Below are 26,535 nucleotides of genomic sequence, written 5' to 3'. Positions count from 1 at the left end.
TTTGACTGGCTCTTTCTCTCGTAAAAATGCACGACCCTTGAGGGTTAAGGAACTAGAGCATGTCAGTGGTTGACGACTCGCCAATACGTGCAGCCATGTCTGCAACAGCAGAGCAGGATCTGGGGCCGCTGGCCTGGGTGCTCGATGAAGTGCGCAAGTCGCTGGAGGCAGCGTCCAAGGCGGTGAACCGTTTCATGCGCGATGCGGATGCAGCCCGTTTGTCTGATCTTGAGGAGTTGGATACATCGGCGCTGCGCATTGCTCGCCAGCAGCTGCACCAGGCCTGCGGCGCCCTGGAGATGGTGGGCGTCACCGCTCCGGCGCAGGTGATGCGCAGCATGGAAGCTGCGGTCAACCGCTTCGTGCAGCGCCCCGAATACTGCACGCAGGAAGCGGCGACCACGCTGGAGCGCACGCATTTTGCGCTGATGGAATTCCTGGAGGCCGTGCTGGCCGGTCAGCAGGTCTCTGCCGTAGCCTTGTTCCCCCAGTATCGTGAGACCCAGGTGCTGGCCGGCAACGACAAGGCACACCCGGCAGACCTGTGGCCTGCGGAGCGCCGTGCGCGCGAGCCCCGCTGGAGCGGAGCCATGCCCGAGCCTCTGGCCTATGGCCCGCATGCACGCGCCATGCTGGACGGCGTGGTGCTGCGCATGGTCAAGAGCGACGACCGGGAGGCAGCTGCGCAGATGTGCGAGCTCTGCCGGCGCTTTGCCGCCGCTCAGTCCGAAGATGTGGCGGCGCGCAGTTTCTGGAAGATTGCCGCAGCTTTCTTTGATGCTCAGGCTCGCGGTCTCATCACTGCCGACATCTACGTCAAGCGCATGGCCTCGCGCGTGCTCATGCAGTACGCCAGCATGGCCAAGGGCGACAGCCTGCCGCCCGCCCGACTGCTGCAGGATTTGATGTTCTTTTGCGCGCAGGCCAGGCCCCGCGAGCAGGCCGGCGAGAGCCTGAAGGCCGTGCACGAGGCCTATGCCATGGAGCACATGCCGGTGGTGGACTACCACGTGGCGCGCTATGGGCGTTTCGATCCCTCGGTGCTGGTGCAGGCGCGCAAGCGCATTGCGGCCGCCGCCGAAACCTGGTCAGCGGTCGCCGGTGGCGACCGCAGCAAGATCCGGTCCATGGCCGAGCAGTTCGGGCTGGTGTCCGAGTCGCTGGTCAAGCTGCAGCCTGTCAGCCACGGTCTGGCGCGCGCGCTGATTCGTGTCGCCGAGACGGTGGAACGCATCGGCGAGCCACCACCGGCCGAGCTGGCCATGGAGGTGGCGACCGCAGTGCTCTATCTGCAGGCCAGCTTCATGACCGCCGGGCATGACGACGAGATACAGGCCGCCCAGTCCAGCGTGCTGGTCCAGCGTCTGGATGCGGCGCTGCATGGCGCGCAGTCCGAGCCGCTGGAAATCTGGATGGAGGAGCTCTACCGTCAGGCCAGCGACCAGCAGACCATGGGATCGGTGGTGGGCGAGCTGCGCATCACCCTGGGTGAGGCCGAGAAGCAGCTGGATCTGTTCTTTCGCAACCCCTCCGATACCTCGGTGCTGGCCTCGGTGCCGGGCCAGATGGCGCAGATGCGCGGCGTGCTGTCGGTGCTGGGCTTCGAGCAGGCCGCGACCGCCATGCAGCGCATGCGTGACACCGTCGAGCATCTGATGCTCGGCGAGGTGACGATCGAGAATCAGCCCCGTATCTTCGAGAAGCTGGGCAGCAGTCTGGGTGCCATGGGCTTTCTCATCGACATGCTCAGCTACCAGCGCAATATGGCGCGCAAGCTGTTTGTCTATGACGAGGAAAAGGACGAGCTGCGCATCGTCATGGGTCACAGCCGCAGTCGCGGCCCCGAAGCTTTCCGGCCGACCGTGGATATTCCCATGGAGGGCGTGCCGTCTGCGCAGCCTGCGGCCGCAGCGGTTGCCACAGCGGCCATCCCAACAGCTGCAGCGGCCATCGAGCCTTCGGTCGCTGCACCGCCGCCGCCCGCCGAATTGCGGCCTGCGGCGCAGCCGCAGCCCTTGCAGGCGCGGCTCACAGACGACGAGGACACCCCGCCCTGGGCCGCAACCGAACCAGGTGCCTTGCCCGACTTCGAGGCAATGCCTGCACCTGTTGTGGCCGAGCCGGCGGTGGCAGGCTCCGATGCCCTGGCCGATGCCATGGCCCAGGTGTTTGCGGACATGCAATCGGGCAGGCCGGCAGCGGATGATGCCGTCACCGCCTCCCATTCCGGCCAGGATCTGGCCGGCCCGAGCAGCGCAGCAGTTGCTGCGACAGAGCCCCTGTCTGCGTCCGCCGAGCTGAGTGCCGAAGCGCTGGACGGCGACGATGAACTGCTGTCGATCTTCCTGGAGGAAGCCCGTGAAGTCGTGGACAACGGCTTGCAGGCCCTTCAGGCTCTGGCCGATGAGCCCGGCAACCTGAGCGAGCAGACCACGCTGCGCAGGGCGTTTCACACGCTCAAGGGCAGCTCGCGCATGGTGGGGCTGGATGAATTTGGCGAAGCCGGCTGGGCCATGGAGCAGATGCTCAATGCCTGGCTGGCAGAGCAGCGGCCCATGCCGCAGGCCATGCAGCAACTGGCTCAGGATGCCCTGAAAGCCTTTGCCGCCTGGGCCCGGGATATTGAGAGCCGGCAGGCGCAGAACTGGTCGGCCACGGCCTTCCGAGCTGCCGCCGACGCCATGCGTCTGCAGGGCGAGCGTGCCGACGTGGCCCTGGTTCCTCGTCGCGCGGAGCGTATGGAGCCGGTGTGGGACGCAGCCGAGGCGCAGGCCGCTGCAGCGCACGCGCCAGTGCCAGTGCCAGTGCCGGAGCTGCCCCCCGCGCTGGCCGCCGAAGTGCAGGAGTGGCCGCAGGAGTTCGAGGCCGAGGCTGCAGAGCACGGCTCCGATGCCCTGACTGCCCGGAGCGAGCCCGCATTTGCCATGCCGGAACTGGACTTCTCCCTGGAGGAGCTGCCTTCCGTGCCCGGGCAGGAGTCTGTTCCTGAACCCGAGGCGGCAACGACCGACTTTGCCTTGCCGCAGCTGGATATTCCCGACGATCTGCTGCTGCAGCTGGCGGCCCCGGGGCTGCTCGACGCATCCGCGCTGCCCACGCTGGAGTCGGAAGGCGAGCCTGCGCCAGAGCGGACCGAAGATGCGGCTGCCGATGCTGTGATCGAGGCTCAGTCGTCGCCAGAGCAAAGCAGCAGTGCGGACGAGGTGCAGGAGCTGGACTTCGCCGCCTTCGAAGCGGCCATGCGCGAAAGCGAACAGGCTGCCATCGCCGTGCAGACCGCGCTGGAGGCGGATACGGCCCCCGTGGAAACGGCCCCCGTGGAAACGGCCCCCGTGGATACGGCCTCCGCTGAGACAGCCTCCATGGACACGGTGGCCGAGTTGCCGTCCGCAGAGGCCGTGCTTGAGCTGGAGGCGATTGAAGCCTTGCTGGATGGCGTGCCCGAGCCAGTCATGGTCGAAGAGCCGCTTCAGGCGGCAGAGCCCGAAGTCCCGGCGACGGAGCCGTCGCCCGAGCAGGCAGCCGAGCCGGACGACGGCTATCGCAATATCGACGGCCTGCGCATCAGCGCAGCGCTGTACAACGTCTATCTGAACGAAGCAGACGACTGGTCCGAGCGTCTGGGCGAGGTGTTGCAGCAGTGGCTGCAGGAGCCTGGCGAAGCCATTCCCGACGATGCGATCGCGCTGGCGCATTCGCTGGCAGGCAGCTCCGGCACCGTGGGCTTCAAGGCCTTGTCGGAGCTGGCGCGTTTGCTCGAGCATGCACTGCTGCATCTGCAGCCTCAGGGCTACGCCAGCGCGCTGCAGATTCAGCAATGCCTGAGCGCGTCCGATGAGGTGCGTCGTCTGCTGCATCAGTTTGCGGCGGGCTTTCTCAAGGAGGCCTTGCCGGCCGTCGAAGAAGCGCTGCGCGAAATTCTGGACACCCCCATCGATGCCAGCGCCCTGGGCGAGTCGGTCGATCTCGAGCCAGTCGATCTGGCCGGGCTGGACGAGGCAGAGTGGCCCGAGGTGCAGGTGCTGCAGCAGCCCGCCGACCTCAAGGATTTGCCGCTGGACTTTGCCGCCGAGCTATCTGGGGAGGCGGCTTTGCCCCAGCTTTGCGATGCGGGTGCCGTGGAGCCCGCCGAGGAAGCCGTGAATGCAGCGGCCGCCGATACGTTGCTGGATGTGGCGCCGCCTCCAGCCCAGCAGCCGCCGTACTCCATGGTGCCTGCCGGAGGCAGCGTGGAGCATGAGGCCGAGCTGCAACGCCGCATTGATGAAGCCATCGCGCTGGCGGTGCATGCCGGTGATGACGAAGACGACATCGATGTGCTCGATCAGGTCGATCCCGACCTGTTCCCCATCTTCGAGGAAGAAGCCATCGACCTGTTGCCCAAGCTCGGCGCTGCACTGCGCCGCTGGCATGGTCGCCCGGCGCTGGATGAAGCCCGTAACGAAGTCCTGCGTGCCCTGCACACCATCAAGGGCAGCGCCCGCCTGGCGGGTGCCATGCGCATGGGCGAAATGGCCCACCGCCTGGAATCGGCGGTGGAACGCATCGATCAGGAGCGTCCCGCTGCCGACGCGATAGAGCCGCTGCTGAGCAGTTTCGACGCTTTGCAGGCCAGCTTCGATGTGCTGCGCATGGCCGGCGAGCAGGAGCCCGAGCAGCCGCTGGCGCAGCTGGACGACCACCTGGCACAGGCAGCGCTGCATCTGGGTGCGGCAGAGACCGAGGCGACGCCGACCGCGACGGCTGCCGAGGCCGGCGAGAAGAGCGCCGCAGAGACCGCGCAGGCGATTCAGCTGCCGGCGCCGGTGGTGCCACGCGCCGCCTCGCAGCAGACCGTGCGCGTGCGTGCCCAGCTGCTGGACCGCCTGATTTCCCAGACCGGCGAAGTGTTGATTGCGCGCTCGCGTGTCGATGCGCGTCTGTCGCAGGCCCGCTCGGCGCTCCATGATCTGACGGGCAACCTGGAGCGTCTGCGCACGCAGCTGCGAGACATCGAGGTGCAGGCCGAAAGCCAGATGCAGTCGCGTCTGGCCCTGTCCAAGGACACGGCGGCCGGTTTTGATCCGCTGGAGTTCGACCGCTTCACGCGCGTGCAGGAGCTCACGCGCATGATGGCCGAGTCGGTCAACGACGTGGCCACCGTGCAGCGCAATCTGCAGCGGGATCTGGCGGCAGCCGAAGACGATCTGGTGGCCCAGGGCCGGCAGGCGCGCGATCTGCAGCGCGATCTGCTGCGCACGCGCATGGTGGAGTTCGACTCCTTTGCCGAGCGACTGTATGCCGTGGTGCGCCAGACCTCCAAGGAGATGGGCAAGCAGGTGCGCCTGAACATTCTGGGCGGCACCATCGAAATGGACCGCGGCATGCTGGAGCGCATGATGCCGGCCTTCGAGCATCTGCTGCGCAACTGCGTGGCTCACGGCATTGAATCGCCCGAGCAGCGCGAGGCGCTGGGCAAGCCGGCTGTCGGCACCATCGAGATCGTGCTGAGCCAGGAGCGCAACGACGTGGCACTGTCGGTGGAAGACGACGGCGCCGGGCTGGACCTGGAGCGGATTCGCAGCAAGGCCCTCAGCCTCAAGCTGTGGACTGATGAGCGCCCCATGACGCTGGAAGATGCGGCGCGCCTGATCTTCGAGCCGGGCTTTACCACGGCCAGCGAGGTGACGGGCGTTGCCGGTCGCGGCATCGGCATGGATGTGGTGCGCTCCGAGGTCAACGCCCTGGGTGGTCGTATCGAGACCCATACCGAGCCCGGCAGGGGCAGCGCCTTCCGTCTGGTGCTGCCGCTGACCACGGCCGTGACCCAGGTGGTGATGCTGCGCATGGGGGCCGTGTCCATGGGCGTGCCCGCCAATCTGGTGGAAATCGTGCGCCGCGTACCTGTCGATGTGCTGGAGCAAAGCTATCGCAGGCAGGAGTTCCAGGACGGCAGCGAAGTCATGCCTTTTTACTGGGCCGGCGCGCTGTGGCAGACCTCGCTGCGCAGCGAGGAGAACCTCGGCCGCACGCGCCCGGTGGTGATTGTGCGCAGTGCCTCGCAGCGCGTGGCGCTGCATGTGGACGAAGTGCTGGGCAACCAGGAAGTGGTGATCAAGAACCTGGGCCCGCAGCTGTCGCGCCTGCCGGGCCTGACCGGCATGTCCGTGCTGCCCTCGGGTGCTGTCGTGCAGATCTACAACCCGGTGGCGCTGGCCAACGTCCATGGCGAGCATGTGCGCGCCATGCTGGCCAGGGCCGAGCAGGCGGCCGCCGAAGGCGGCCAGCAGGCCGAGGCCGGTGGTGTCGATCTGTTGGGCGCCGATGCCGCGCAGACCACGGTGCCGCTGGTGCTGGTGGTGGATGACTCCATCACCGTGCGCCGCGTCACCCAGCGTCTGCTGCAGCGCGAAGGCTACCGCGTCACGCTGGCTGCCGATGGCCTGCAAGCCATGGAGCGTCTGCAGGACGAGCGCCCGACCCTGGTGCTGTCGGACATCGAAATGCCGCGCATGGACGGTTTCGATCTGCTGCGCAATATCCGCGCCGATCAGACGCTGGAAGGCCTGCCCGTGGTCATGATCACTTCACGCATTGCCCAGAAGCACCGTGAAATGGCCCGTGATCTGGGCGCCAATCACTATCTGGGCAAGCCCTATTCCGATGAGGAACTGCTGGGCCTGATCCGGCATTACGCGCTGCAGCGCAGCGGTCCTGCACCCGAGCGCAGCCCGCTTGGCGGGCCTGCCGAGGAGCCAGGAGTGGTGGTCGAATAAGCGCTGCTCCTGATAAGGAAGCGGCTTGCGCCAGTCAGTATTGCATTTCAGGTTGATATCAGTCTGAAATGTAGGATGGACTTGCGCAAGCCGCTTCTTTTTTTGAACGGGAGCCGACTGAGCACCTGACAGCCTCGTGTAAAGCAGCATGCACTGTGCCTTGGGGCAGGACCGTCACAGGGCCTGAAGGCAGGAGGCAGATCAGGACTCCTTCTTGAGGATTCCGTAGCGTGCCAGGGTTTTCTCCCGCGCCGCCGCATGATCCACGACGGGCAAGGGATAGTCGCGCCCCAGTGCGATGCCTGCTTCGGCCAGTTCCAGCGGCTTGGCCAGCCAGGGGGCATGCCGCAGTTTGGCCGGCAAAGGCGTCAGCTCGGGGACGTAGCGCACGATGAACTTGCCCTCCGGATCGAACTTCTCGCTCTGGGTCACCGGGTTGAAGATGCGGAACCAGGGCTGGGCATCGCAGCCCGTGGAGGCCGCCCATTGCCAGCCGCCGTTATTGGCCGCCAGATCGAAGTCATTGAGCTTTTCGGCGAAATAGGCTTCGCCCCGGCGCCAGTCCAGACCCAGGTCCTTGACCAGAAAGCTGGCCGTGACCATGCGCAGCCGGTTGTGCATATAGCCGCTGGTATTGAGCTGGCGCATGGCGGCATCGACCAGCGGGTAGCCGGTGCGGCCTTCGCACCAGGCGGCAAAGAGGGCGTCGGCTTCGGCTCCCGTCTCCCATTCGATAGCGTCATAGGCTGGCTTGAAGCTGCGTTCCACGACATAGGGCTGGTGGGCCAGGATCTGGAAGTAGAAGTCGCGCCAGATCAGCTCGCTGAGCCAGGTGGCCGCCCCTTCGCGCGCTGCGGCAGACCAGTCCTCGTGGTGCGCCGCCTCATGGGCGAGTCGGGCCAGCTCGCGTATCGAGACGGTGCCGAAGCGCAGATGGACGCTGAGATAGCTGGGCCCCTTGAGGGCAGGAAAGTCGCGCGCCGCCTTGTACTGCGGCAGGCGCGGCAGAAAATCGGCCAGCAACCGGCGTGCTCCGCTGACTCCGGTGGGCAGGCGCAGGCCGGCCAGCGTGTCCGGAGCGAATCCCAGATCCGCAGCCGAGGGAATCGTGCGGCGCTCGGTGTCCGGCAGGTCGGCCAGCTTGCTCGCCAGATCGCGCTCGCTGGGGTAGGCCGAGAGATAGAACGGCGTGATTTTTCGCAGCCAGGCGTTCTTGTAGGGCGTGAAGACCGAAAACGGCGACAGGCTCTGGGTCAGCACCTCGTCGCGCGCAAAGATGCGGTGGTCCTTGAAGCGCAGCAGCAACTGCCCCTGGCTTTTGAGGCTGCGCGCCACCTGGGCATCGCGGGCAAGAGCCGCCGGCTCGTCGTCGTCGTTGCAGAAGACCGCACCCGCGCCCAGCTGCCGGGCCAGGGCCGGGATGATGTCCTGGGGCAGGCCGCGCCGCGTGATCAGCCCTGTCTGCGGGCGCCCGGTGGTCTCGCGCAGGGCCGCATCCAGCTCGGCCAGACTCTGGCAGATGAATTCCACGCGGCGGTCGGCGCGGGGCAGGGCGGCAAGAATGCTGTCGTCGAAGACAAAGACGCAATACAGCTTTTCACATTGCTGCAATGCATGATAAAGGGCCGCGTTATCGGCCAGGCGCAGGTCGCGCCGCAGCCAGATCAAGCCCACAGGGTAAGAAGGAGTCATGGATCGCCAGTAAAATCGCTGTATGTCTGCAGAATCTGCGCCTATCAACTTGACGCACCACTTCCTGATTGCCATGCCCGGCCTGGAAGATGAGTCGTTTTCGCGCAGCGTTGTTTACCTGTGCGAGCATAGCGAGCGTGGCGCGCTCGGTCTGATTATCAACAAGCCCTCCAAGCTCAGCCTGCAAGGCCTGCTGCAAAAAGTGGATTTGGGTCTCAAGCGCGATGATTTGCGCGATCAGCAGGTCTTTACCGGTGGCCCGGTACAGACCGATCGCGGCTTTGTGCTGCATGAGCCCATGGTCATCGAAGGTGCGCCCGAGAACGAATCGGCCTATGCCTCGACCATGACCATTCCAGGCGGTCTGGAGATGACCACCTCCAAGGATGTGCTCGAAGCCCTGTCGGACGGTGCCGGCCCCAAGCGCGTGCTGGTCACGCTGGGCTATTCCTCCTGGGATGAAGGCCAGCTCGAATCCGAAATCGGCGAGAACGCCTGGCTGACCGTGGAAGCCGACCCCGAGGTGATCTTCAGCACCCCGGTGGACGAGCGCTATGACCGTGCTCTGGGCCTGCTGGGTCTGCAGCGCTGGATGCTGTCCCCTGAGTCGGGTCGCGCATGAACGATATTTCCTCTTCCAACAAGGCCGCCGATGCGGCCTTTTCCTCGACTTTTTCCTCGGCCGACAATGCGGCTGCCAGGCCTGCAGCGGCGCCCGCACCGCAAAAGCCCGAGGTGCCGGCCCATTTCCAGCAGTTCCTGGGCTTTGACTTCGGCATCAAGCGCACGGGCTGCGCCTCGGGCAACCGCGTGCTGGGCGGCGCCAACCCGCTGCCCACCATCAGGGCCGAAGGGGCGGATGCACGTCTGGCCGCAGTGGAGAAGCTGATCCGCGAGTGGCAGCCCAATGCCCTGGTGATAGGCGTTCCCTACCATCCCGATGGCGCGGCGCACGAGAACACGGCACGGGCCCTGAAATTCGGCCGCCAGCTCAGAAGCCGCTTCAAACTGCCGGTGTATGAGGTGGACGAACGCTACAGCACGACCGAAGCCCTGGCGGGTGGCGCACGCGACGCCGACGCGGCTTCGGCCTGCATCATTCTTGAACAGTTTTTGAGGAGTCTCCCATGAGTGAAACCATTGCAGGAAACCAGCCGGGACAAGGCAGCCTGATCCTGGACGCCGAAGCCCTGTATAGCGAGCTGCTGCGCGGTGTGCAGCGCATCATGGGCCCCAATACCCGTCTGGCGGGCATCACCTCGGGCGGTGCCTGGCTGGTCGAGCGTCTGCACAAGGATCTGAATCTCAAGGGCAAGCCCAGCGTGCTGTCTTCCTCGCTGCACCGCGACGATTTTGCCCAGCGCGGCATGGCTTCCAGCGCTCAGACCCAGATCGCCTTCGATGTGAACGGCGCCGATGTGCTGGTGCTGGACGATGTGCTCTACACCGGCCGCACCGTGCGTGCCGTGCTCAACGAACTCTATGACTACGGCCGTCCCGCCAGTGTGCGACTGGCCGTTCTGGTGGACCGGGGAGGGCGCGAGCTGCCCATCCAGGCCGACTTTGCCGCAGCGCGCGTGGCGCTGCCGGCCGACCGTTCCCTGGCGCTGGCGCGCGACGAGAGCGGTGTTTTCCACTTCCGCATTCAAGAGGCCTGATCGTGCTGTACAAGCGCAACCCACAACTCAACAAGAACGGCGAGCTGATCCACCTGCTCTCCACCGAAGGCCTGTCCAAGGACATCCTGACCCAGATTCTCGACACGGCCAGCAACTTCGTCAGCGTCAACGACCGTGAAGTCAAGAAGGTGCCTCTGCTACGCGGCAAGAGCGTGTTCAATCTCTTCTTCGAGAACAGCACGCGTACCCGCACCACCTTCGAGATTGCGGCCAAGCGCCTGTCGGCCGACGTGTTCAACCTGGACATTGCGCGCAGCTCGGCCAGCAAGGGCGAGACCCTGCTGGACACCATCGACAATCTCTCGGCCATGGCGGCCGACATCTTTGTCGTGCGCCACAGCGAGTCCGGTGCTCCCTATCTGATCGCCAAACATGTGGCGCCGCATGTGCATGTGGTCAATGCCGGCGACGGCCGCCATGCCCACCCCACCCAGGGTCTGCTGGACATGTACACCATCCGCCACTACAAGCAGGATTTCTCCAATCTGCGCGTGGCCATCGTGGGCGACGTGCTGCACTCGCGCGTGGCGCGCTCGGACATCCACGCCCTGACCACGCTCGGCGCTGCCGAGGTTCGCGTGGTCGGCCCGCGCACCCTGGTGCCCTCGGACATGGCCAGCATGGGCGTGCGCGTCTTCCACAATCTGGAGGAGGGCATCAAGGACTGCGACGTCATCATCATGCTGCGCCTGCAGAACGAGCGCATGAGCGGGGCGCTGCTGCCTTCGAGCCAGGAATACTTCAAGAGCTTCGGCCTGACCGAAAAGCGCCTTGAGCTGGCCAAGCCCGATGCCATCGTCATGCACCCCGGCCCCATCAATCGCGGCGTGGAGATCGACTCCGCCGTGGTGGATGGCCCGCAGGCCGTGATCCTGTCGCAGGTGACCTTCGGTATCGCGGTGCGCATGGCTGTCATGTCCATCGTCGCTGGTAATGAAGCTTAAGCACCCCCTGAGCCGCTGCGCGGCTTCCCCCTCTCTCGCTACGCGGGAGGGGGACGACGCCTTCGCTGCGAGGCGGCTCTTGCTCGGCGTCCCTGGCTTGGAGCGCGCCGGTTTTCAGATAAGTAATATTTTTGTAGCTGCTAGCGCTTATGAGATAAGGGCTGGTGGCCAATTTGGTGCCAAACCATGAAAATTCTGATTCGCAATGGCCGGGTGATGGACCCGGCACGAGGTTTTGACCAGCAGGCCGATATCGCCATCGATGGCAGCGTGATCGTCGCCATCGGCACGGTGCCCGATGGCTTTGTGGCTGAGCGTGAAATCGACGCCTCGGGCCAGTGGGTGCTGCCCGGTCTGGTGGACCTGGCCGTGCGCCTGCGCGAGCCCGGCCACGAGCATGAAGGCATGCTGCAGTCCGAGATGGCGGCTGCCGTGGCAGGCGGCGTGACCAGTCTGGTCTGCCCGCCCGATACCGAGCCTGTGCTCGACGAGCAGGGCCTGGTGGAAATGCTCAAGTTCCGTGCCGAGAAGCAGCACAAGTCGCGTCTGTTCCCCATGGGGGCGCTGACCGTAGGCCTCAAGGGCGAAACGCTGACCGAGATGGCCGAGCTGACTGAGTCCGGTTGCGTGGCCTTCGGCCAGGCGGACGTGCCGCTGTCCAGCATCACCACGCTGAGCCGTGCGCTGAGCTACGCCAACACCTTTGGCTATGCCGTGTGGCTGCGCCCGCAGGACAAGGATCTGGGCAAGGGCGTGGCCGCCAGCGGCGCGCTGGCTACCCGCATGGGTCTGGCCGGGGTGTCCGTGGCGGCAGAGACGATTGCGCTGCACACCATCTTCGAGCTGATCCGTGGCTCGCAGACCCGGATTCACCTGTGCCGCATCTCCAGCGCCGCAGGCGTGGAGCTGGTGCGTCGAGCCAAGGCCGAAGGCCTGAACGTGACCGCCGACGTGTCCATCAACTCGCTGCTGTTGACCGAGAACGATATCGGCTACTTCGACAGCAGCGCCCGTGTGGTGCCCGTGCTGCGCCAGCAGCGCGACCGCGATGCACTGTCTGCCGCACTGGCGGACGGCACCATCGATGCGCTGGTGTCCGATCACTGCCCGGTGGACGAAGACGCCAAGGTGCTGCCTTTTGCCGAAGCCGAGCCCGGTGCGACCGGCGTGGAGCTGCTGCTGTCCATCGCCGTGAAGTGGAGCCGCGACTACAAGGTGCCGCTGAACCGCGCACTGGCCGTCGTGACTTCGGCGCCCGTGGCCGTGCTGGGTAGTGCGCTGGGCGAACAGCAGTCCCTGCTGGGACGGCTCAGCGTGGGCGGCGTGGCCGATCTGTGCATCGTCGACCCCGAGGCTGAGTGGACGGTCGATCCCAAGGCGCTGCAAAGCCAGGGCAAGAGCACTCCCTTCAATGGCTACGAGCTGCCCGCGCGCGTGGTAACGACTATCGTTGACGGCGCTGTGGCGTATCAGAGATAAGCACCCCCTGAGGCGCTTTGCGCCTTCCCCCTCTCTCTACGCGCTTCCCGCTAGGGGAGGGGAACGACAGCCTCGCTGCGGGGCGGCCCTTGCTCGCTGTCACTTTGTTGGTGTGCGTCGGTTTTAGGCGTTATCCGTTTCAAGTTGCTGCATCTCCTCTGAGTTGAGTCGCTAAACTTCCTGGAAATCATGGCAAACGGCTTGCACAAAATCAGAACCGGCTTGCGCGCAGTCTGGCGCGGACTGCGTCTGCTGGCCCATGTGGCCAAGGGCACCTGGATCGTGGCGTTTCGCTTTCCGCAGCTGCACTACCAGCAGCAGCACGAGCATGTGCAGGCCTGGGCCGCAGCGCTGCTGTTGCGCGCCGGGGTGCAGCTGGAGGTCAGAGGCCTGCCGCCAGCCAAGGGGCCGGTGCTGATGGTCAGCAACCATATCTCCTGGCTCGATATTCCCCTGCTGCATGCGGCACGCCATTGCCGCTTTATCTCCAAGTCCGACGTCAAGGGCTGGCCCATCATCGGCACGCTGGCGACGGCAGCGGGCACGCTCTACATCCAGCGCAGCTCGCGCCGCGATGCAGTGCGCATGGTGGGCGCCATGGAAGAGGCCTTCAAACGCGGCGAAATCCTGGCCGTCTTTCCCGAGGGGACGACGGGCGACGGGCGCAGCCTGCTCTCGTTTCACTCCAATCTGCTCGAAGCTGCCGTGCAATGCGATGCGCCGGTGCAGCCCGTGGGGCTGCGCTTTGTCGACGGCAAAACCGGCGGCACCAGCTATGCCGCCACTTATGTGGGCGACGAGACCCTGCTGGGCTCCATCTGGCGCGTGCTTTGCTCGGAACAGCTGATTGCCGTGGTGCATTACGGCGAGGCAGAGACTGCCCAGGGGCGCGACCGCCGCGCCTGGGCCAAGGACCTGCACACCGAGGTGGACAGGCTGCGCCAGAACTAGGTGCTCTGCCGGCGCTTTCCGCAGCCGCACAAACCCGTGTAGGCTGCGCGCATGCACGCCAGAGTTTTGCGCTATCTCGATGAAGTGGTCCGCCGCGGCTCCATCCGCAAGGCGGCCGAGTACCTGCATGTGGCTCCCACGGCCGTGAACCGGCAGATCCTCGATCTGGAGGCCGAGCTGGGTGCGCCGCTGTTCGACCGCATCCACAATCGCCTGCGTCTGACGCCCCTGGGTGAGATGGTGCTGACCCATGTGCGCAGCACCTTGCGCGAACATGCAGCGCTGTGCGAACGCATTGCCGACTTCAAGGGCATGAGACGCGGCGAGATCACGGTGGCGGCGACGTCCGGCCTGGCGGGCTCCTTGCTGCCATCGCTGGTGCATGACTTTCGCAGCAGCCATCCGGGGATGGTCGTGCGTGTCATCGACCTGCCCATACAGGCCATTGTGTCTGCCGTGGAAGCAGGGGAGGTGGACCTGGGTCTTGCCTACGATCTGGCACCGAGACCCGGTTTGCGCATGCTGGCAGCCAGCGAATGGCAGATCGGAGCCATCCTGCCGGTCAAGCACCCACTGGCCCATCAGTCGTCGCTGCTGCTCAGCGAATGCGTGGGTCATCCGCTGATTCTGCCGGCACCGGCCCTGACCATACGCAGTCTGCTCAACGAAGCCTTCGCGCGCAGTGCCATCGAGGTGACGCCGGTGGCCGAGTCCACCTCCATGGCCCTGATACAGCGCCTGGTCATGCTGGGCGAAGGCATTGCCCTGCTCAACGCGCTGGATGTACTGGAGGAGCTGGATCGCGGCTCGCTCAGTTTCGTGCCTCTGCGCGACGCACATCTGCAGCGCCAGACCCTGATGCTGTTTGTGCGCAAGGGCGCGGAGCTGAGTGCCGCCGCAGCACTCATGGCGGCAAGCATCGAATCCGCGCTGGCGCGGCTCTACGCGAGAAAACACTGATTCTTTGTCCACATTTTGTGGACATGGTTGGCGGAATTCAGCGCTATCGCGCGCTTGGGCGGCTCTCTAGACTTGCGCTTCTTGTTTAGAGAGAAAGAAACCATGACCCTGATAGCCCTGAATGCCGACGTATTGGTCACCATGGATGCGCAGCGCCGCGAGATCAAAGATGGCGCGCTGGTGGCGGACGGCCCAGCCCTGCTGTGGGTGGGCGCAACGGCCGAACTGCCGGCGCAGTACCGCCGCATGGCAGACGAGGGCCAGGCGCGCGTGCTGGACATGCGCGGCAAGGTCGTGACGCCGGGCCTGGTCAACACCCACCACCACATGTACCAGAGCCTGACGCGTGCCGTGCCGGCCGCTCAGGATGCCGAGCTGTTCTCGTGGCTGCAGAACCTCTACATGCTGTGGTCGCACCTGACGCCCGAGATGATACATGTCTCGACCCAGACCGCCATGGCCGAACTCATGCTGTCGGGCTGTACCACGACCAGCGACCATCTGTACCTGTTTCCCAATGGCTCGCGCCTGGACGACTCCATCGCGGCTGCGCAGCAGATGGGCATGCGCTTTCACGCCGCGCGCGGCTCCATGAGCCTGGGCCGCAGCAAGGGCGGCTTGCCGCCCGATGTGGTTGTGGAGGAGGAAGAGGCCATTTTGCGCGACAGCCTGCGCTTGATCCAGCAGTACCACGACGGCTCGCGCCACTCCATGCTGCGCGTGGTGCTGGCGCCCTGCTCGCCGTTCTCGGTGACCCGCGATCTGATGCGCGAATCGGCGGTGCTGGCGCGTGCGCATGGCGTATCGCTGCACACCCATCTGGCCGAGAACGACAACGACGTGGCTTTCTCGCGGGAGAAGTTCGGCCTGACCCCGGCGCAATATGCCGAGGACCTGGGCTGGGTAGGGCGCGACGTCTGGCATGCGCATTGCGTCAAGCTCGATCCCGAAGGCATTGCGCTGTTTGCACGCACCGGCACCGGTGTGGCGCACTGCCCATGCTCCAACATGCGCCTGGCCTCTGGCATCGCGCCCATTCGCAGCATGCGCGATGCGGGCGTGCCCGTGGCCCTGGGTGTGGACGGCAGCGCATCGAACGACGGGGCCCACATGCTGGGCGAGGCGCGCCAGGCCATGCTGCTGCAGCGCGTGGGCTACGGCCCGGCGGCCATGAGTGCCCGCGAGGCGCTGGAAATTGCCACGCTGGGCGGTGCACGCGTGCTCAACCGCGACGACATCGGTGCGCTGGCTCCCGGCATGTCGGCCGACTTCGTGGCCTTCGACATGGAGGCTGTCGGCTATGCGGGCGCAGGCCATGACCCCGTGGCGGCGCTGGTGTTCTGCACGCCGGCCAATGTGTCCAGCAGCGTCATCAACGGCCGTGTGGTGGTCGAGGATGGACGCCTGCTGACCGCCGATCTGCCCATCGTGCTGGGCCAGCACCGCCATCTTGCGCGCAGCCTGTTCGAGCGGGCTGCAGCAGGGCATTGAGACTTTCCGATGACGGCCATCGTGGGGCCATTGCGATGGCCGGACATCGGTGTGAGAGAGATTCCAAGCCTTTGTGGCACTGGAAGAAAAGTGGGCTCGGGACTGGTGTCAGGTGACTTGGAGTGCCAGAAATTCTTTCTCGATTCCGGACAAGCTATACGGCGCCGCGCATGGGCTGTATCGGCAACGGCATATGAGAGCTCCCGGTTGCGTGCTTAGTCTTGTGGCCTTCGCGGGGAAGCCTATTCCCCGGCGATTGCATACCTAAAAAACAGGAGACAAGACCATGGAAAAACTGCTTTACGGGGTGGAAGACCGTCCGCCCAGCCTCATCACCACCACGCTGCTTTCGCTGCAGCACTTGCTCGCCGCGCTGGGCGGCATCATCGCCGTACCGCTGGTGTTCGGCGGTGCGCTCAAGCTGCCGGCCGACCAGATTGTGGCCCTGGTCAATGCGGCTTTGCTGGGCTCGGGCGTCGTCACCATCATCCAGTGCCGCGGCGTGGGACCTGTCGGCATACGCCTGCCTTGCGTGATGGGTACAAGCTTTGCCTTTGTCGGCGCGGGCATCAGCGTGGGGCTGGAGCATGGCGTTCCCGGCATCCTGGGCTCCTCACTGGTGGGCTCGCTGGTGATGATCATCGGCAGCTTTTTTATGCCGGTGATCCGTCGCTTCTTTCCGCATACCGTGACCAGCGTGGTCGTGACCATGATCGGGCTGTCGCTCACGCCCGTCGCCGTGGACTGGGCCGCAGGCGGCGTGGGCAGCGGCAGCTACGGCGCCGTGGGCAATCTGGCGATTGCGGGCTTTGTGCTGGCGCTGGTGATCGGCTTTGTGCAATGGGGCAAGGGCGTGATCTCTGCATCGGCCGTGGTGCTGGGGATTGCCTGCGGTTATCTGCTGTGCCTGGCCCTGGGTCTGATCGACTTCACCCAGGTGCGCGAGGCGCCGATCTTCGCGATTCCGCAGCCGTTGCATTTCGGTATGAGCTTTCCGGTATCGGGCATCGTTGCCATGTCCATCGCCTTTCTCGTGACCATTGTCGAGACCACCGGCACTTTCATGGCATTGGGCGCGGCAACGCAGACGCCGATCCGCGGCAAGCGCCTGGCCAGCGGCATGTTGTGTGACGGCGTGGGCTCGGCCTTTGCTGCCGTGATGTCGAGCCCGCCGGTTTCCACCTTCGCGCAGAACGTGGGCGTGGTTTCGCTCACCGGCGTGGCCAGCCGCCATGTGGTGATGCTGACCGGCGTGATGCTGCTGCTGGCCGGACTGTTCCCGGTGCTTGGCGCGCTGGTGGTGACGATTCCCCAGCCCGTGCTTGGCGGCGCGGGTCTGATGATGTTCGCCATGATCATTCTGGCCGGCATCCGCATGCTCAGCAGCGCAGAGCAGACGCGTCGCAGCGGCCTGATCATTGCAGTCTCGCTGGGCTGTGGTCTGGCCGTGACGGTGCGGCCCGATCTGCTCTCCAAGATGCCAGCCTTTGTACGCGAGGTCTTTGGTTCAGGCATCACCGTGGGGGCGCTGGTGGCCGTAGGCCTGAATCTGCTGCTGCCGGGGCGCGAGCTCGATGCGCATGAGGAAGAGCTGGAGCCGGCGACGGCTGCCGTGACCGCCACTTCTGCTGCGGCCTGACGCCTCAGTGCTGCCCGCTCACAGCGTCATCTTGCTGTCGATGATGACCTTGCGCCAGCGCGCAAGGTCCTTGACGATCAGATCGCCAAAGACCTTGGGCGTGCCGGGCATGGGCTGGGCGCCTTCACTTTGCAGACGTTCCAGAATGGCAGGGCTTTTGAGCGAAGCGTTGATCTGCTGATTGATCCTGGCGACCACATCGGCAGGCATGCTGGCCGGGCCGACCACGCCATACCATTGGTCGGCCTCGAAGCCGGGCAGGCCTGCTTCGGCCACGGTGGGCACATTGGACAGCGCAGGGATGCGCTGCGGTGACGACACGGCAATCGCCTTGATCTGGCCTGCGCGGATCTGCGCAAGCACGGCGGGAATGCCGGTGAACAGGGCCTGCACCTGACCGGCCACCAGATCATTGACGGCGGGGGCCGTGCCCTTGTAGGGCACATGCTGCATCTTCAGCCCTGCTTGCAGACTCAGATAGGCCATGGTCATATGCGCGGCGCTGCCGTTGCCGCCCGAGCTGAAGTTCACCGCTCCGGGATTGGCCTTGGCATAGCTGATGAACGATGCCAGATCATGGACCGGCAGCGAAGGATGCACGACCAGCACATTGGGCACACGCGCAACCCAGGCCAGAGGCGTAAAGCTCTTGATCGGGTCGTAAGGCAGCTTGGGGTAGAGCGTGGGTGTGACGGCCAGCGTGCCCACATGGCCCATGAGCAGGGTGTAGCCATCTGCAACGGCCTTGGCCACGCGGTCGGCGCCAATGCTGCCGCCTGCGCCGGCAACGTTTTCCGGCACCACACTCTGGCCCCAGGCCAGGGTCAGCTCGTGACCGATGGCACGTCCAAGAATGTCGGCAGAGCCGCCGGGAGTGAACGGGATGACCAGGCGTATGGCCTTGGCGGGGTATTTGGCATCTTGCGCCAGGGCTGTCCCGGCCGGCCCTCCCAGTGCGGCTGCTGCAGCCCATTGGCTCCACTGGCGACGGGTCAGCGCCAGGGGCTCGTGCTCGGTGAAAGCGGTCATTGATGTCTCCTCTTGATGTTTTGCAGACAGTCTATGAGATGGCGCACAGCCTGGCTCTGGCGCTGCCGGCATAGCTGCTATGCAGCGACTGCGGGCAACGCCGGGCTCGCTACACTGCCGCCATGAGTACAAGTACAGACACCCCCGTGAATCGTCCCGATGTCACCATCTTCCACAACAACCGCTGCAGCAATTCGCGTGGCGCACTGGCATTGCTGCGCGAGCGTGGCATCGAACCCAATATCGTGGATTACCTCGCCACACCACTGACTGCGCCAGAGCTGGCCGAGCTGGTGGCGCATCTGGGCGTGCCTGTGCGCGATTTGCTGCGCAGCAAGGAGGCCCAGTTCAAGGAGCTGGGTCTGGACAGCGCCGCTGTCGGCGATGTGCAGCTGATTCAGGCCGTGGCTGCGCATCCGGTGCTGCTCAATCGCCCCATCGTGGTCACGCCCAAGGGCGCCAGACTTTGCCGTCCGCCGGAGCTGGTGCTGGAGCTGATCTGAGTGAGGCGAGTCTCAGGCGCAAGAGGCCTGGGTCACGGGGCGGCAAGCGGCGGTGGATGCCGATTCAGGAGCCTTGCTGAAAACCGAGAGCGCCTAAGTCTCGCCTAAGTGTGGATGGTCAAACTTCCCTTCAATGACACCGATCCGGTGCTTTTCTTTGAAAGGATGACCATGAACACAATTCTGTCCACGCCTCGCCGACTGGTGATGGCCCTGGTGGCTGCTGGTGCGATTGGCGCACTGGGCGCCACCGGTGCCGGTCTGGTGGGAACCCGCAGCGCAGCCCAGGCCACCGAGTCTGCAGTGGCTGTGCAGCCCGCAGCGCCTAACCTGCCTGCGGTGAATGCTCCCAATTTTGCGGATATCACGGCGCGTAATGGCGCGGCCGTGGTCAATATCAGCGTGGTGGGTTCCTCTCGTGCCATGAGCGACGATGAAGGCGACCAAGCCAGCGAACGTCAGCCACAGGGCCCAGGCATCAGCCCTGACGATCCCTTCTTTGAATTCTTCCGCCAGTTCGGCATTCCAGGCATGCCCGGTGGTCAAGGCATGGGGCCGCGTGCGCAGCAGCCCGATACACCCATGCGCGGACAGGGCTCGGGCTTTATCGTTTCCAGCGATGGCGTGATTCTGACCAATGCCCATGTGGTGCGCGGAGCCAAGGAAGTGACGGTCAAGCTCAACGACCGTCGCGAGTTCAGGGCCAAGGTGCTGGGAGCCGATCCCAAGACCGATGTGGCGGTACTCAAGATTGACGCCAGCGGTCTGCCTACGGTCAAGCTGGGCCAGACCAGCCAGCTGCGTGTGGGGGACTGGGTGCTGGCGATAGGCTCGCCCTTCGGATTTGAAAACAGCGTGACGGCCGGTGTGGTGAGTGCCAAGGGGCGTTCTCTGCCTGATGACTCCTTTGTGCCTTTTCTGCAGACGGACGTGGCAATCAACCCCGGCAACTCCGGTGGACCGCTGTTCAATGCCCAGGGCGAGGTCGTGGGCATCAACAGCCAGATCTACACCCGCTCGGGCGGCTATCAGGGGGTTTCGTTTGCGATTCCCATCGAACTGGCAACCCGTGTGCAACAGCAGATTCAGACAACAGGCAAGGCACAGCATGCCAAGCTGGGCGTGAGCGTGCAGGAGGTCAACCAGGCCTTTGCCGACTCCTTCAAGCTGGACAAGCCGGAAGGTGCATTGGTGGCCAGTGTCGAGAAGAACGGCCCCGCCGCCAAGGCCGGTCTGGAGCCTGGTGATGTGGTGCGCAAGGTGGATGGCAAGCCTGTGGTCGGCTCCGGCGATCTGCCAGCCTTCATCGGCCAGGCCCTGCCCGGGCAGAAAGTGACACTGGAAGTCTGGCGCAAGGGTGAATCCAAGACCCTGAGCGCAACTCTGGGCGATGCCAGTGACAAGGCGGTGAAGGTGGCCAAGTCTTCACCCGATGGTGACAAGGGCAAGCTGGGTCTGGCGCTGCGCCCCCTGCAGCCCGAGGAGAAGCAGCAGATCGGCGTAGATTCCGGTCTGCTGGTGGCCCAGGCCAGCGGTCCGGCTGCTGCCGCAGGCATCAGCCAGGGCGATGTGCTGTTGTCCATCAACGGCGCGCCTGCCGGGAATGTCGACGAGGTGCGGGCCGCAGTCGCCAAGGCGGACAAGACCGTGGCCGTGCTGATCTGGCGCGATGGCAACAAGATCTTTGTGCCGGTGCGACTGGGTTGAATGGCACCTTGACTACGCAGAAAACCGCAACCGCTCCGGTTGCGGTTTTTCTTTATCCGCTTTTTATTGATTTAAAACAAAAAACATCTAAATAAATGATTTTAAAGTGGATTTCCCCATGTTGTTGTCATGTTTCCAGAGGTAACGAGTTGCTGAGGATGTAATGCCATAGACTGCCGGCCAAACATTCATTCGCCGTTTCTGGCGCCATGCGGTGGCGATTCGGTGTGGCCGCAAACAAATCGTGACGGCCCTCGAAGCAGGCGCTGCGAAGGGGACATTCTTGGATCAGCAACACAGTCTGCAAGTGCAAGGCCTGGGCGCTTCATTCGGTCCACGAGTGGTTCTGGCCGAAGTGGATTTCACGCTGCCGCAATCAGGCGTAACTGCTTTGCTGGGTCCTGCGGGCACGGGCAAGTCCACGCTGCTGCGCACGCTGGCTGGACTGAATGCGAGCAATCCGCGCTTTCGCAGCTGGGGGCAGGTGGTCTATGCCGATCAGCCATTGCACATGCCTTTGAGCGCCGATGGCGAGCAGGTCTTGCCTCGCCTGGTGCAGCAGCATGCCAGGCTGATGCGCGCCAACACCCTGGATGCGCTGATCGAGAAGGCGCGCCAGAGCGAGCCACGTGCACCACTGCAATGGCGCCATTGGGTGAGCGAGCAACTGCAGCACTATGGCCTGGCCGAGCTGGCCCAGGTGCTGGACAAGCCCACCATGCTGTTGAGTGCGGTGCAGCAGCGTGCCGTGGCCATTTTGCGCGAGGCCTGGGCCAGGCCGGCAGTGTTGATGATCGATGAGCCCACGGCCGAGCTGGAGGGTTATGAGGCATTTTTGCTGCTGGACGTGATCAAGCAGATCGGTCAGCACCGCAGTGTGCTGCTGGTCACGCACCAGCAGCAGCATGCCCAGGCTGCTGCGCAGCAGATGCTGTTGCTCGCCGGTGGGCGTATCCAGGAAGCTGCGGCAATGGCGCAGTTCATTCAGCATCCGCTCAGCGCTGCCGGTCAGCAGTTTGTGCGCAGCGGCAGCTGCGCCGTCCCCATGCCGGGAACGCCTGTGCATGAACTGGCCGACGATGTGCTGCCGCCGCCTCCCTTGCCTGCTGCAGCCCTGGTGGCCATTGCTGAATTTTCCGACCTGCGCATATCGTCTTCAGCCGTGAGCGAGGTCGTGGAACCCGTGCTGCCTGCGGCAAAGCCTGTATCGGCATCGGAGCCTGCGGCGCCCAGGCCGGTTGCGGCCGCAGGGCTAGCGGCATCTGGCACGACCGCTAGAGACCGTTATCAGCCTCGCCCCGTCAATGCGGCCGTGCTGATGGAAATGCAGCCATTGCTGGCCGCTGAAAATGCCGTGCCAGCCAGCCGTGGCCCGAGCGGATTTTCCTGGCTGGTGCCAGGGCGGCTGGCAGGTACGCCCTGGCCGGGCGTGGTGCACGACATGGACGCCGATCTCAAGGCCTTGGGTCGCTGCGGCGTCACCATGCTGATCACGCTGACGGAGAGGGATTTCCCGCAGGAGGCGCTGGCCCGCAACGGGCTCAGGAACTTTCACCTGCCTGTCTATGACCACGAGCCTCCCACGGTGGCACAGATGCAGATGCTGCTGGCGCGCATGTCTGCCGCCCTGCGTCGTGGCGAGGTGCTGGCCGTGCACTGTCTTGCCGGATTGGGTCGCACCGGCACCGTGCTGGCGGCCTGGCTGGTGCGCGAGGGCCTGACTGCCGAAGAGGCTTTGCGTCGTGTGCGATTGATTGACGCGCAGTACGTGCAGTCCGAGACACAGGAGGCGCTGCTATATGAATTCGAAAACGCATTGCTGCAGAAGATGGCGTGATGTTTTCAAGACCGCTTTGACATGTTCCTTGCCGACTGGGTAAGGGTGCATGACGCCAAAGATAAGCAATAGGAAAGAGAGAACCCAATGAGTTTGGATGCTGTGTTGACGCAGGCCGTGGCTTCGGTGCCTGAATGTCTGGCCGCTGGTTATGTGGATGCTGCCTCGGGCATGCTGCTATCGATTCGCACCGTGGATTCCCACCCGCGCGAAGTGATTGATCTGGTGGCGGCCGCCACGGCCGATCTGTTCAACGGCCCCAATGTCTCGATGATCGAGACCTTGTTCAAGCGTTCGCGCGGCATCAGCGACGATGGCCATCACTACTTTCAGGAAATCATCATCAACAGCGATAACCTGATTCATGTCTTTCTGCGCAGCAAGGCCGTGCCCGACTATGTGGCCGTCTTTGTCTGCCGCCGTACTGCCAATCTGGGCATGGCGTTGACCAAGGCGCGCATGGCCATGCCGGGCATCGAAGCTGCGGTGTAACCGGCAGCCCTTCATGTGAGGCGGCGGCTTGCCCGCTCAGGGCGAGGCTGCATCGCTTGCCACCTTTCGCCTTGCGGGCATGCAGGCGGCTTGCGATGCACCCTTTGTTTCTGGTACTGGGCATTCCCGCTTTAGCGGCGCTATCCTTGCGCCATGCGTTTACTGCTCGTTGAAGATGACACCATGATCGGCCAGGCCGTGCAGGCACTGCTGCGTGGCGAAGGCTATGTGGTGGACTGGGTTCAGGACGGAGCCCGGGCCGATACGGCCTTGCGCGGACATCAGTACGATCTGGTTCTGCTCGATCTGGGGCTGCCGGAAAGGGACGGCCTGCAGGTGCTGCGTCAGCTGCGCGCGCGCAAGGACGCAACGCCCGTGCTGGTCGCCACGGCGCGTGATGGGGTGCGTGATCGCATTGCCGGCCTGGACGCAGGGGCCGATGACTATGTCATCAAACCCTATGACATGGATGAGCTGCTGGCCCGCATTCGTGCACTGGCACGCCGCGCGGCCGGGCATCTGGAGGCTGTGTACGAGCATGGCGGCATCATGCTGAACCCCAATACCCGCGAAGCCAGCGTGAATGGTCAGCCGGTCACCCTGTCAGGCCGTGAATGGGCGGTGCTGCAGGCATTGCTGGCAAGGCCCGGGGCCACGCTGTCGCGCCAGCAGCTCGAAGACAAGCTTTACGGTTGGGGCGATGAGGTCAGCAGCAATGCCGTGGAGGTCTATATCCACGGGCTGCGTAAAAAGCTCGGCGCCGCAGCGGTGCTCAATGTGCGCGGTCTTGGATATATGGTGCCCAGACCATGAGCAAAAACCATGCATTGAAGCGGCCGAGGCTGCCTGGTTCGCTGGGCGGACGCCTGTTGCTGTTCATCGGCATGGCGATTTTGCTGGTGGCTGTTCTGCAGGGGGCATTTGCATATCGCAATGCACTGGAGCAGACCGATACCTTGTTCGATTACCAGATGCAGCAGACGGCGTTTGCGCTGCGAGCGGGTCTGCCAGTCGATGTCAAAGGCCGGGCGCAGGGGGCACCGCCCGAAGATGAGAACAACGAATTCATCGTGCAGGTCTGGACCAATGAGGGCCTGAGAATCTTCGAGTCGGCCCTGGGCGAGGCTCTGCCCCAGATGGCCGTGCTGGGCTTTGCCGATGTGCCGGCGCGTGGCACCACCTATCGTGTGTTCTCGCTGCAGACACGCTCTCAGGTGATTCAGGTTGCCCAGGACATGCGCGTGCGTCAACTTCTGGCGCGCGCTGCGGCCTGGCGCAGCCTGCTGCCTGTGGTGTTGCTGCTGCCGCTGCTGGCTCTGGCCGTATGGTGGGTGATTCGGCGTTCGCTGACGCCCGTGCAGCGGGTGCGCAGGGAGTTGGCCCTGCGTCAGCCCCAGGATCTGGCGCCGGTTGCGGAGCATGATTTGCCGGATGAAATGCGCCCTTTGGTGCAGGAGTTCAACAGCTTGCTGCAGCGCGTTCGCGAGGCTTTTGAGACTCAGCAGAATTTCGTGGCAGACGCAGCACATGAGTTGCGCTCTCCGCTGGCCGCCTTGCAGCTGCAATTGCAGCTGCTGCGCAAAGCTACGGACAGCGTCGAGCGCGAGGCGGCACAGGCTCGCCTCGCGGAAGGCATCGAGCGCGCCAGGCGCCTGGTGGAGCAATTGCTGGCATTGGCCAGGCAGGAGGCCAAGCCGCAGGCCGAAGGCGCGCCGCTGGCTGACTTGCGCTTGCTGGTTGAACAGGCTCTGGTGGATGCCGCACCGGCAGCCCAGGCCAAAGGGCTGGACATGGGTTTGAGTGAGGAGCCGCAGCAGCAGTCCTCATTCAGCGTGCCTGCAGACGCTGAGGCGCTGGCAGTACTGCTGCGCAATCTGCTGGACAACGCGATCAAGTACGTGCCTGCAGGCGGGCGTGTCGACGTGGGCTGGCTGCAGGACGAGCAAGGGCGGGCGCTGGTGGTGGAGGATTCGGGCGCGGGCATCGCCGCGGCCGAGCGCGAGCGCGTTCTGCAGCGCTTTGTGCGTGGTCAGGGTGCTGGTGGGATGGCCGGCGGCAGTGGACTGGGGCTGGCAATTGTGCAGAGCATTGCAAAAAGCAGTAGTGCTGAGCTTTTGCTTGACGAGTCACCGCAACTGGGCGGCCTGCGTGTCCGGGTCCTGTGGCCTCAGGCCTAGTCCGACAATCGATTGCTTGAAATGACAGGCGCTGAAATCCGGCTTTCATTGCATGATTGGCGAATTGTCTGAGCCGCATGCAAGCGATGATGTCGAGACTTCAGACCTTGTTTGAGCAGCCGCACTTGTCGTGTGTTCCTTCCCTCCAATTGCACCATGCCATCAATTATTCAGCGCCTTTCCCAGACCGTATCCAATTCTCAGAATCTGCCCAGCTTCACGCGGCCTCTGCTGGAAATCATGGTGGAAGTGACGGATCTCGAGTCGGCCTATCTCACCACGGTGGATGAGGCACGCGGTATTCAGAATGTGCTGTACTCCCTCAATACGGGAGGGATGACGATTCCTGAAGGACTGGAGGTTCCCTGGCACGACACCTTGTGCAAGCGCTCGCTCGATGAAGGGCGTACCTTTACGGACAATGTTGGCGAGTGCTGGGGCGACTCGGATGCCGCGCGCCAACTGGGCATCCAGACCTATGTGAGCACGCCCGTGCGCTTTTCCAATGGCGCATTGTTCGGCACTTTGTGTGCCGCCAGCGATCACTCCGTCGCGCTGGCGGGCGAGGCCGAGGATTTGCTGCGCCTGTTCGCCAAGATCATTGCAGGCTTTGCCGAGCGCGAGCAACTGGTGCGCTCGCTGCAGCATGCCAACGAGGAGCTGGCTTCGCTCGCCATGCTTGATGCCCTGACCGGATTGCCCAATCGCCGCTGCGTGACCGAGGAGCTCAACCGGCTCATCGCCCATTGCCGACGTACCCGTGAATGGGTGCTGGTGGGATTCGTGGATCTTGATCGCTTCAAGCAGATCAATGACCAGTTTGGTCATGAAGCCGGGGATGCGTTGCTGCGTTCCATGGCCGAGCAATTGCGAGCCGGCCTGCGCAGCAGTGACATGCTGGCTCGCTTTGGCGGCGATGAATTCGTCATGGTCGGCACAGGGCCCTTGCTCGATGAAGACGGTGACAGCGTGATCAGGGAGATGCAGCTGAGGCTGAGCAAGGCCTCTGCCACCAGCTTGCAACTGTCCGACGGGCGCAAGATCGACTATGCCGGAGCCAGCGTGGGCATGGTCTGCTTGATGCCCGATGAAACCGATGTGGACGATGCCCTGCAGAAAGCCGATGCCGCGATGTACAAGGTGAAAGCCACGCGGCAGAGACTGCCCGAGGCGATCTGAGCCGAGAGACTCCCACGGGAG

Annotated in this window: 19 protein-coding genes; 17 read left to right on the top strand and 2 right to left on the bottom strand. The window is 64.4% G+C overall.

The genetic code is table 11. From position 1 onward, the window contains the following. Nucleotides 1-59: 59 nt before the first annotated feature. Entirely contained in the window at nt 60-6,755 is a 6,696-nt protein-coding gene (locus O987_RS23260) for an Hpt domain-containing protein (RefSeq protein WP_043375084.1), read from the top strand. 201 nt (nt 6,756-6,956) lie between these two features. Here the strand turns inward: O987_RS23260 and O987_RS23255 are convergent, their stop codons facing one another. After that, nucleotides 6,957-8,447, bottom strand: a complete 1,491-nt coding sequence (locus tag O987_RS23255) for a cryptochrome/photolyase family protein (RefSeq protein ID WP_043375082.1) — start codon at nt 8,445-8,447, stop codon at nt 6,957-6,959. Between the two features lie 22 nt (nt 8,448-8,469). Here O987_RS23255 and O987_RS23250 point away from each other — a divergent pair, with 22 nt between their 5' ends. The 9 genes from O987_RS23250 to O987_RS23210 all read left to right on the top strand — a co-directional run bounded on the left by O987_RS23250 (nt 8,470) and on the right by O987_RS23210 (nt 17,590). Then, nucleotides 8,470-9,069, top strand: coding sequence for a YqgE/AlgH family protein (locus O987_RS23250; RefSeq protein WP_003051525.1), 600 nt, complete (start codon nt 8,470-8,472; stop codon nt 9,067-9,069). Further along, nucleotides 9,066-9,578 carry a Holliday junction resolvase RuvX gene (gene ruvX, locus O987_RS23245; RefSeq protein ID WP_043375080.1) on the top strand — a complete coding sequence of 171 codons (513 nt, stop codon included), beginning with the start codon at nt 9,066-9,068 and terminating at the stop codon, nt 9,576-9,578. The genes O987_RS23250 and ruvX overlap by 4 nt, the downstream gene beginning before the upstream one ends. Beyond that, on the top strand, nt 9,575-10,105 hold the full coding sequence (pyrR, locus tag O987_RS23240) for a bifunctional pyr operon transcriptional regulator/uracil phosphoribosyltransferase PyrR (RefSeq protein WP_003051528.1): 531 nt from the start codon (nt 9,575-9,577) through the stop codon (nt 10,103-10,105). The genes ruvX and pyrR overlap by 4 nt, the downstream gene beginning before the upstream one ends. 2 nt (nt 10,106-10,107) lie before the next feature. Beyond that, on the top strand, nt 10,108-11,070 hold the full coding sequence (locus O987_RS23235) for an aspartate carbamoyltransferase catalytic subunit (RefSeq protein ID WP_003051536.1): 963 nt from the start codon (nt 10,108-10,110) through the stop codon (nt 11,068-11,070). 186 nt (nt 11,071-11,256) lie between these two features. Further along, the gene (locus O987_RS23230; RefSeq protein WP_043375077.1) at nt 11,257-12,549 is read left to right on the top strand and encodes a dihydroorotase; all 1,293 of its coding nucleotides are present in this window, start codon (nt 11,257-11,259) and stop codon (nt 12,547-12,549) included. Nucleotides 12,550-12,738: 189 nt separating this feature from the next. After that, nucleotides 12,739-13,500 carry a lysophospholipid acyltransferase family protein gene (locus tag O987_RS23225; RefSeq protein ID WP_003051542.1) on the top strand — a complete coding sequence of 254 codons (762 nt, stop codon included), beginning with the start codon at nt 12,739-12,741 and terminating at the stop codon, nt 13,498-13,500. Nucleotides 13,501-13,551: 51 nt separating this feature from the next. Further along, nucleotides 13,552-14,460: a LysR family transcriptional regulator gene (locus O987_RS23220; RefSeq protein ID WP_019042988.1), complete on the top strand. Its 909-nt coding sequence runs from the start codon at nt 13,552-13,554 to the stop codon at nt 14,458-14,460. Between the two features lie 102 nt (nt 14,461-14,562). Then, a complete protein-coding gene (locus tag O987_RS23215) occupies nt 14,563-15,951 on the top strand; it encodes an 8-oxoguanine deaminase (RefSeq protein ID WP_003051548.1) in 1,389 nt (462 codons plus the stop codon). A 286-nt stretch (nt 15,952-16,237) separates the two neighbouring features. Continuing rightward, nucleotides 16,238-17,590, top strand: a complete 1,353-nt coding sequence (locus O987_RS23210) for a nucleobase:cation symporter-2 family protein (protein ID WP_003051551.1) — start codon at nt 16,238-16,240, stop codon at nt 17,588-17,590. Nucleotides 17,591-17,608: 18 nt separating this feature from the next. Here the strand turns inward: O987_RS23210 and O987_RS23205 are convergent, their stop codons facing one another. Further along, the gene (locus O987_RS23205; protein ID WP_003051554.1) at nt 17,609-18,619 is read right to left on the bottom strand and encodes a Bug family tripartite tricarboxylate transporter substrate binding protein; all 1,011 of its coding nucleotides are present in this window, start codon (nt 18,617-18,619) and stop codon (nt 17,609-17,611) included. Nucleotides 18,620-18,741: 122 nt separating this feature from the next. Between O987_RS23205 and arsC the strand changes: the two genes are divergently transcribed. The 7 genes from arsC (at nt 18,742) to O987_RS23170 (ending at nt 26,514) form a co-directional block, all read left to right on the top strand. Continuing rightward, nucleotides 18,742-19,122, top strand: a complete 381-nt coding sequence (arsC, locus tag O987_RS23200; protein ID WP_003051556.1) for an arsenate reductase (glutaredoxin) — start codon at nt 18,742-18,744, stop codon at nt 19,120-19,122. Between the two features lie 171 nt (nt 19,123-19,293). Then, a complete protein-coding gene (locus tag O987_RS23195) occupies nt 19,294-20,829 on the top strand; it encodes a Do family serine endopeptidase (protein WP_043376897.1) in 1,536 nt (511 codons plus the stop codon). Nucleotides 20,830-21,112: 283 nt separating this feature from the next. Beyond that, nucleotides 21,113-22,666, top strand: a complete 1,554-nt coding sequence (locus O987_RS23190; RefSeq protein WP_003051559.1) for an ATP-binding cassette domain-containing protein — start codon at nt 21,113-21,115, stop codon at nt 22,664-22,666. An 87-nt stretch (nt 22,667-22,753) separates the two neighbouring features. Continuing rightward, nucleotides 22,754-23,158, top strand: coding sequence for a hypothetical protein (locus O987_RS23185; protein ID WP_003051562.1), 405 nt, complete (start codon nt 22,754-22,756; stop codon nt 23,156-23,158). 153 nt (nt 23,159-23,311) lie between these two features. After that, nucleotides 23,312-23,971, top strand: coding sequence for a response regulator transcription factor (locus tag O987_RS23180; RefSeq protein WP_043375074.1), 660 nt, complete (start codon nt 23,312-23,314; stop codon nt 23,969-23,971). Then, nucleotides 23,968-25,335, top strand: a complete 1,368-nt coding sequence (locus tag O987_RS23175) for an ATP-binding protein (RefSeq protein WP_043375072.1) — start codon at nt 23,968-23,970, stop codon at nt 25,333-25,335. The genes O987_RS23180 and O987_RS23175 overlap by 4 nt, the downstream gene beginning before the upstream one ends. A gap of 156 nt (nt 25,336-25,491) precedes the next feature. Then, the gene (locus O987_RS23170) at nt 25,492-26,514 is read left to right on the top strand and encodes a sensor domain-containing diguanylate cyclase (protein ID WP_043375070.1); all 1,023 of its coding nucleotides are present in this window, start codon (nt 25,492-25,494) and stop codon (nt 26,512-26,514) included. The last annotated feature ends 21 nt before the right edge of the window (nt 26,515-26,535 follow it).

Origin of the sequence: Comamonas testosteroni TK102, from assembly GCF_000739375.1 — a bacterium.
GTDB lineage: Bacteria > Pseudomonadota > Gammaproteobacteria > Burkholderiales > Burkholderiaceae_C > Comamonas > Comamonas brasiliensis.
Note: the sequence above shows the minus strand (reverse complement) of the source record. Positions and strands in the feature narration are given on the sequence as shown.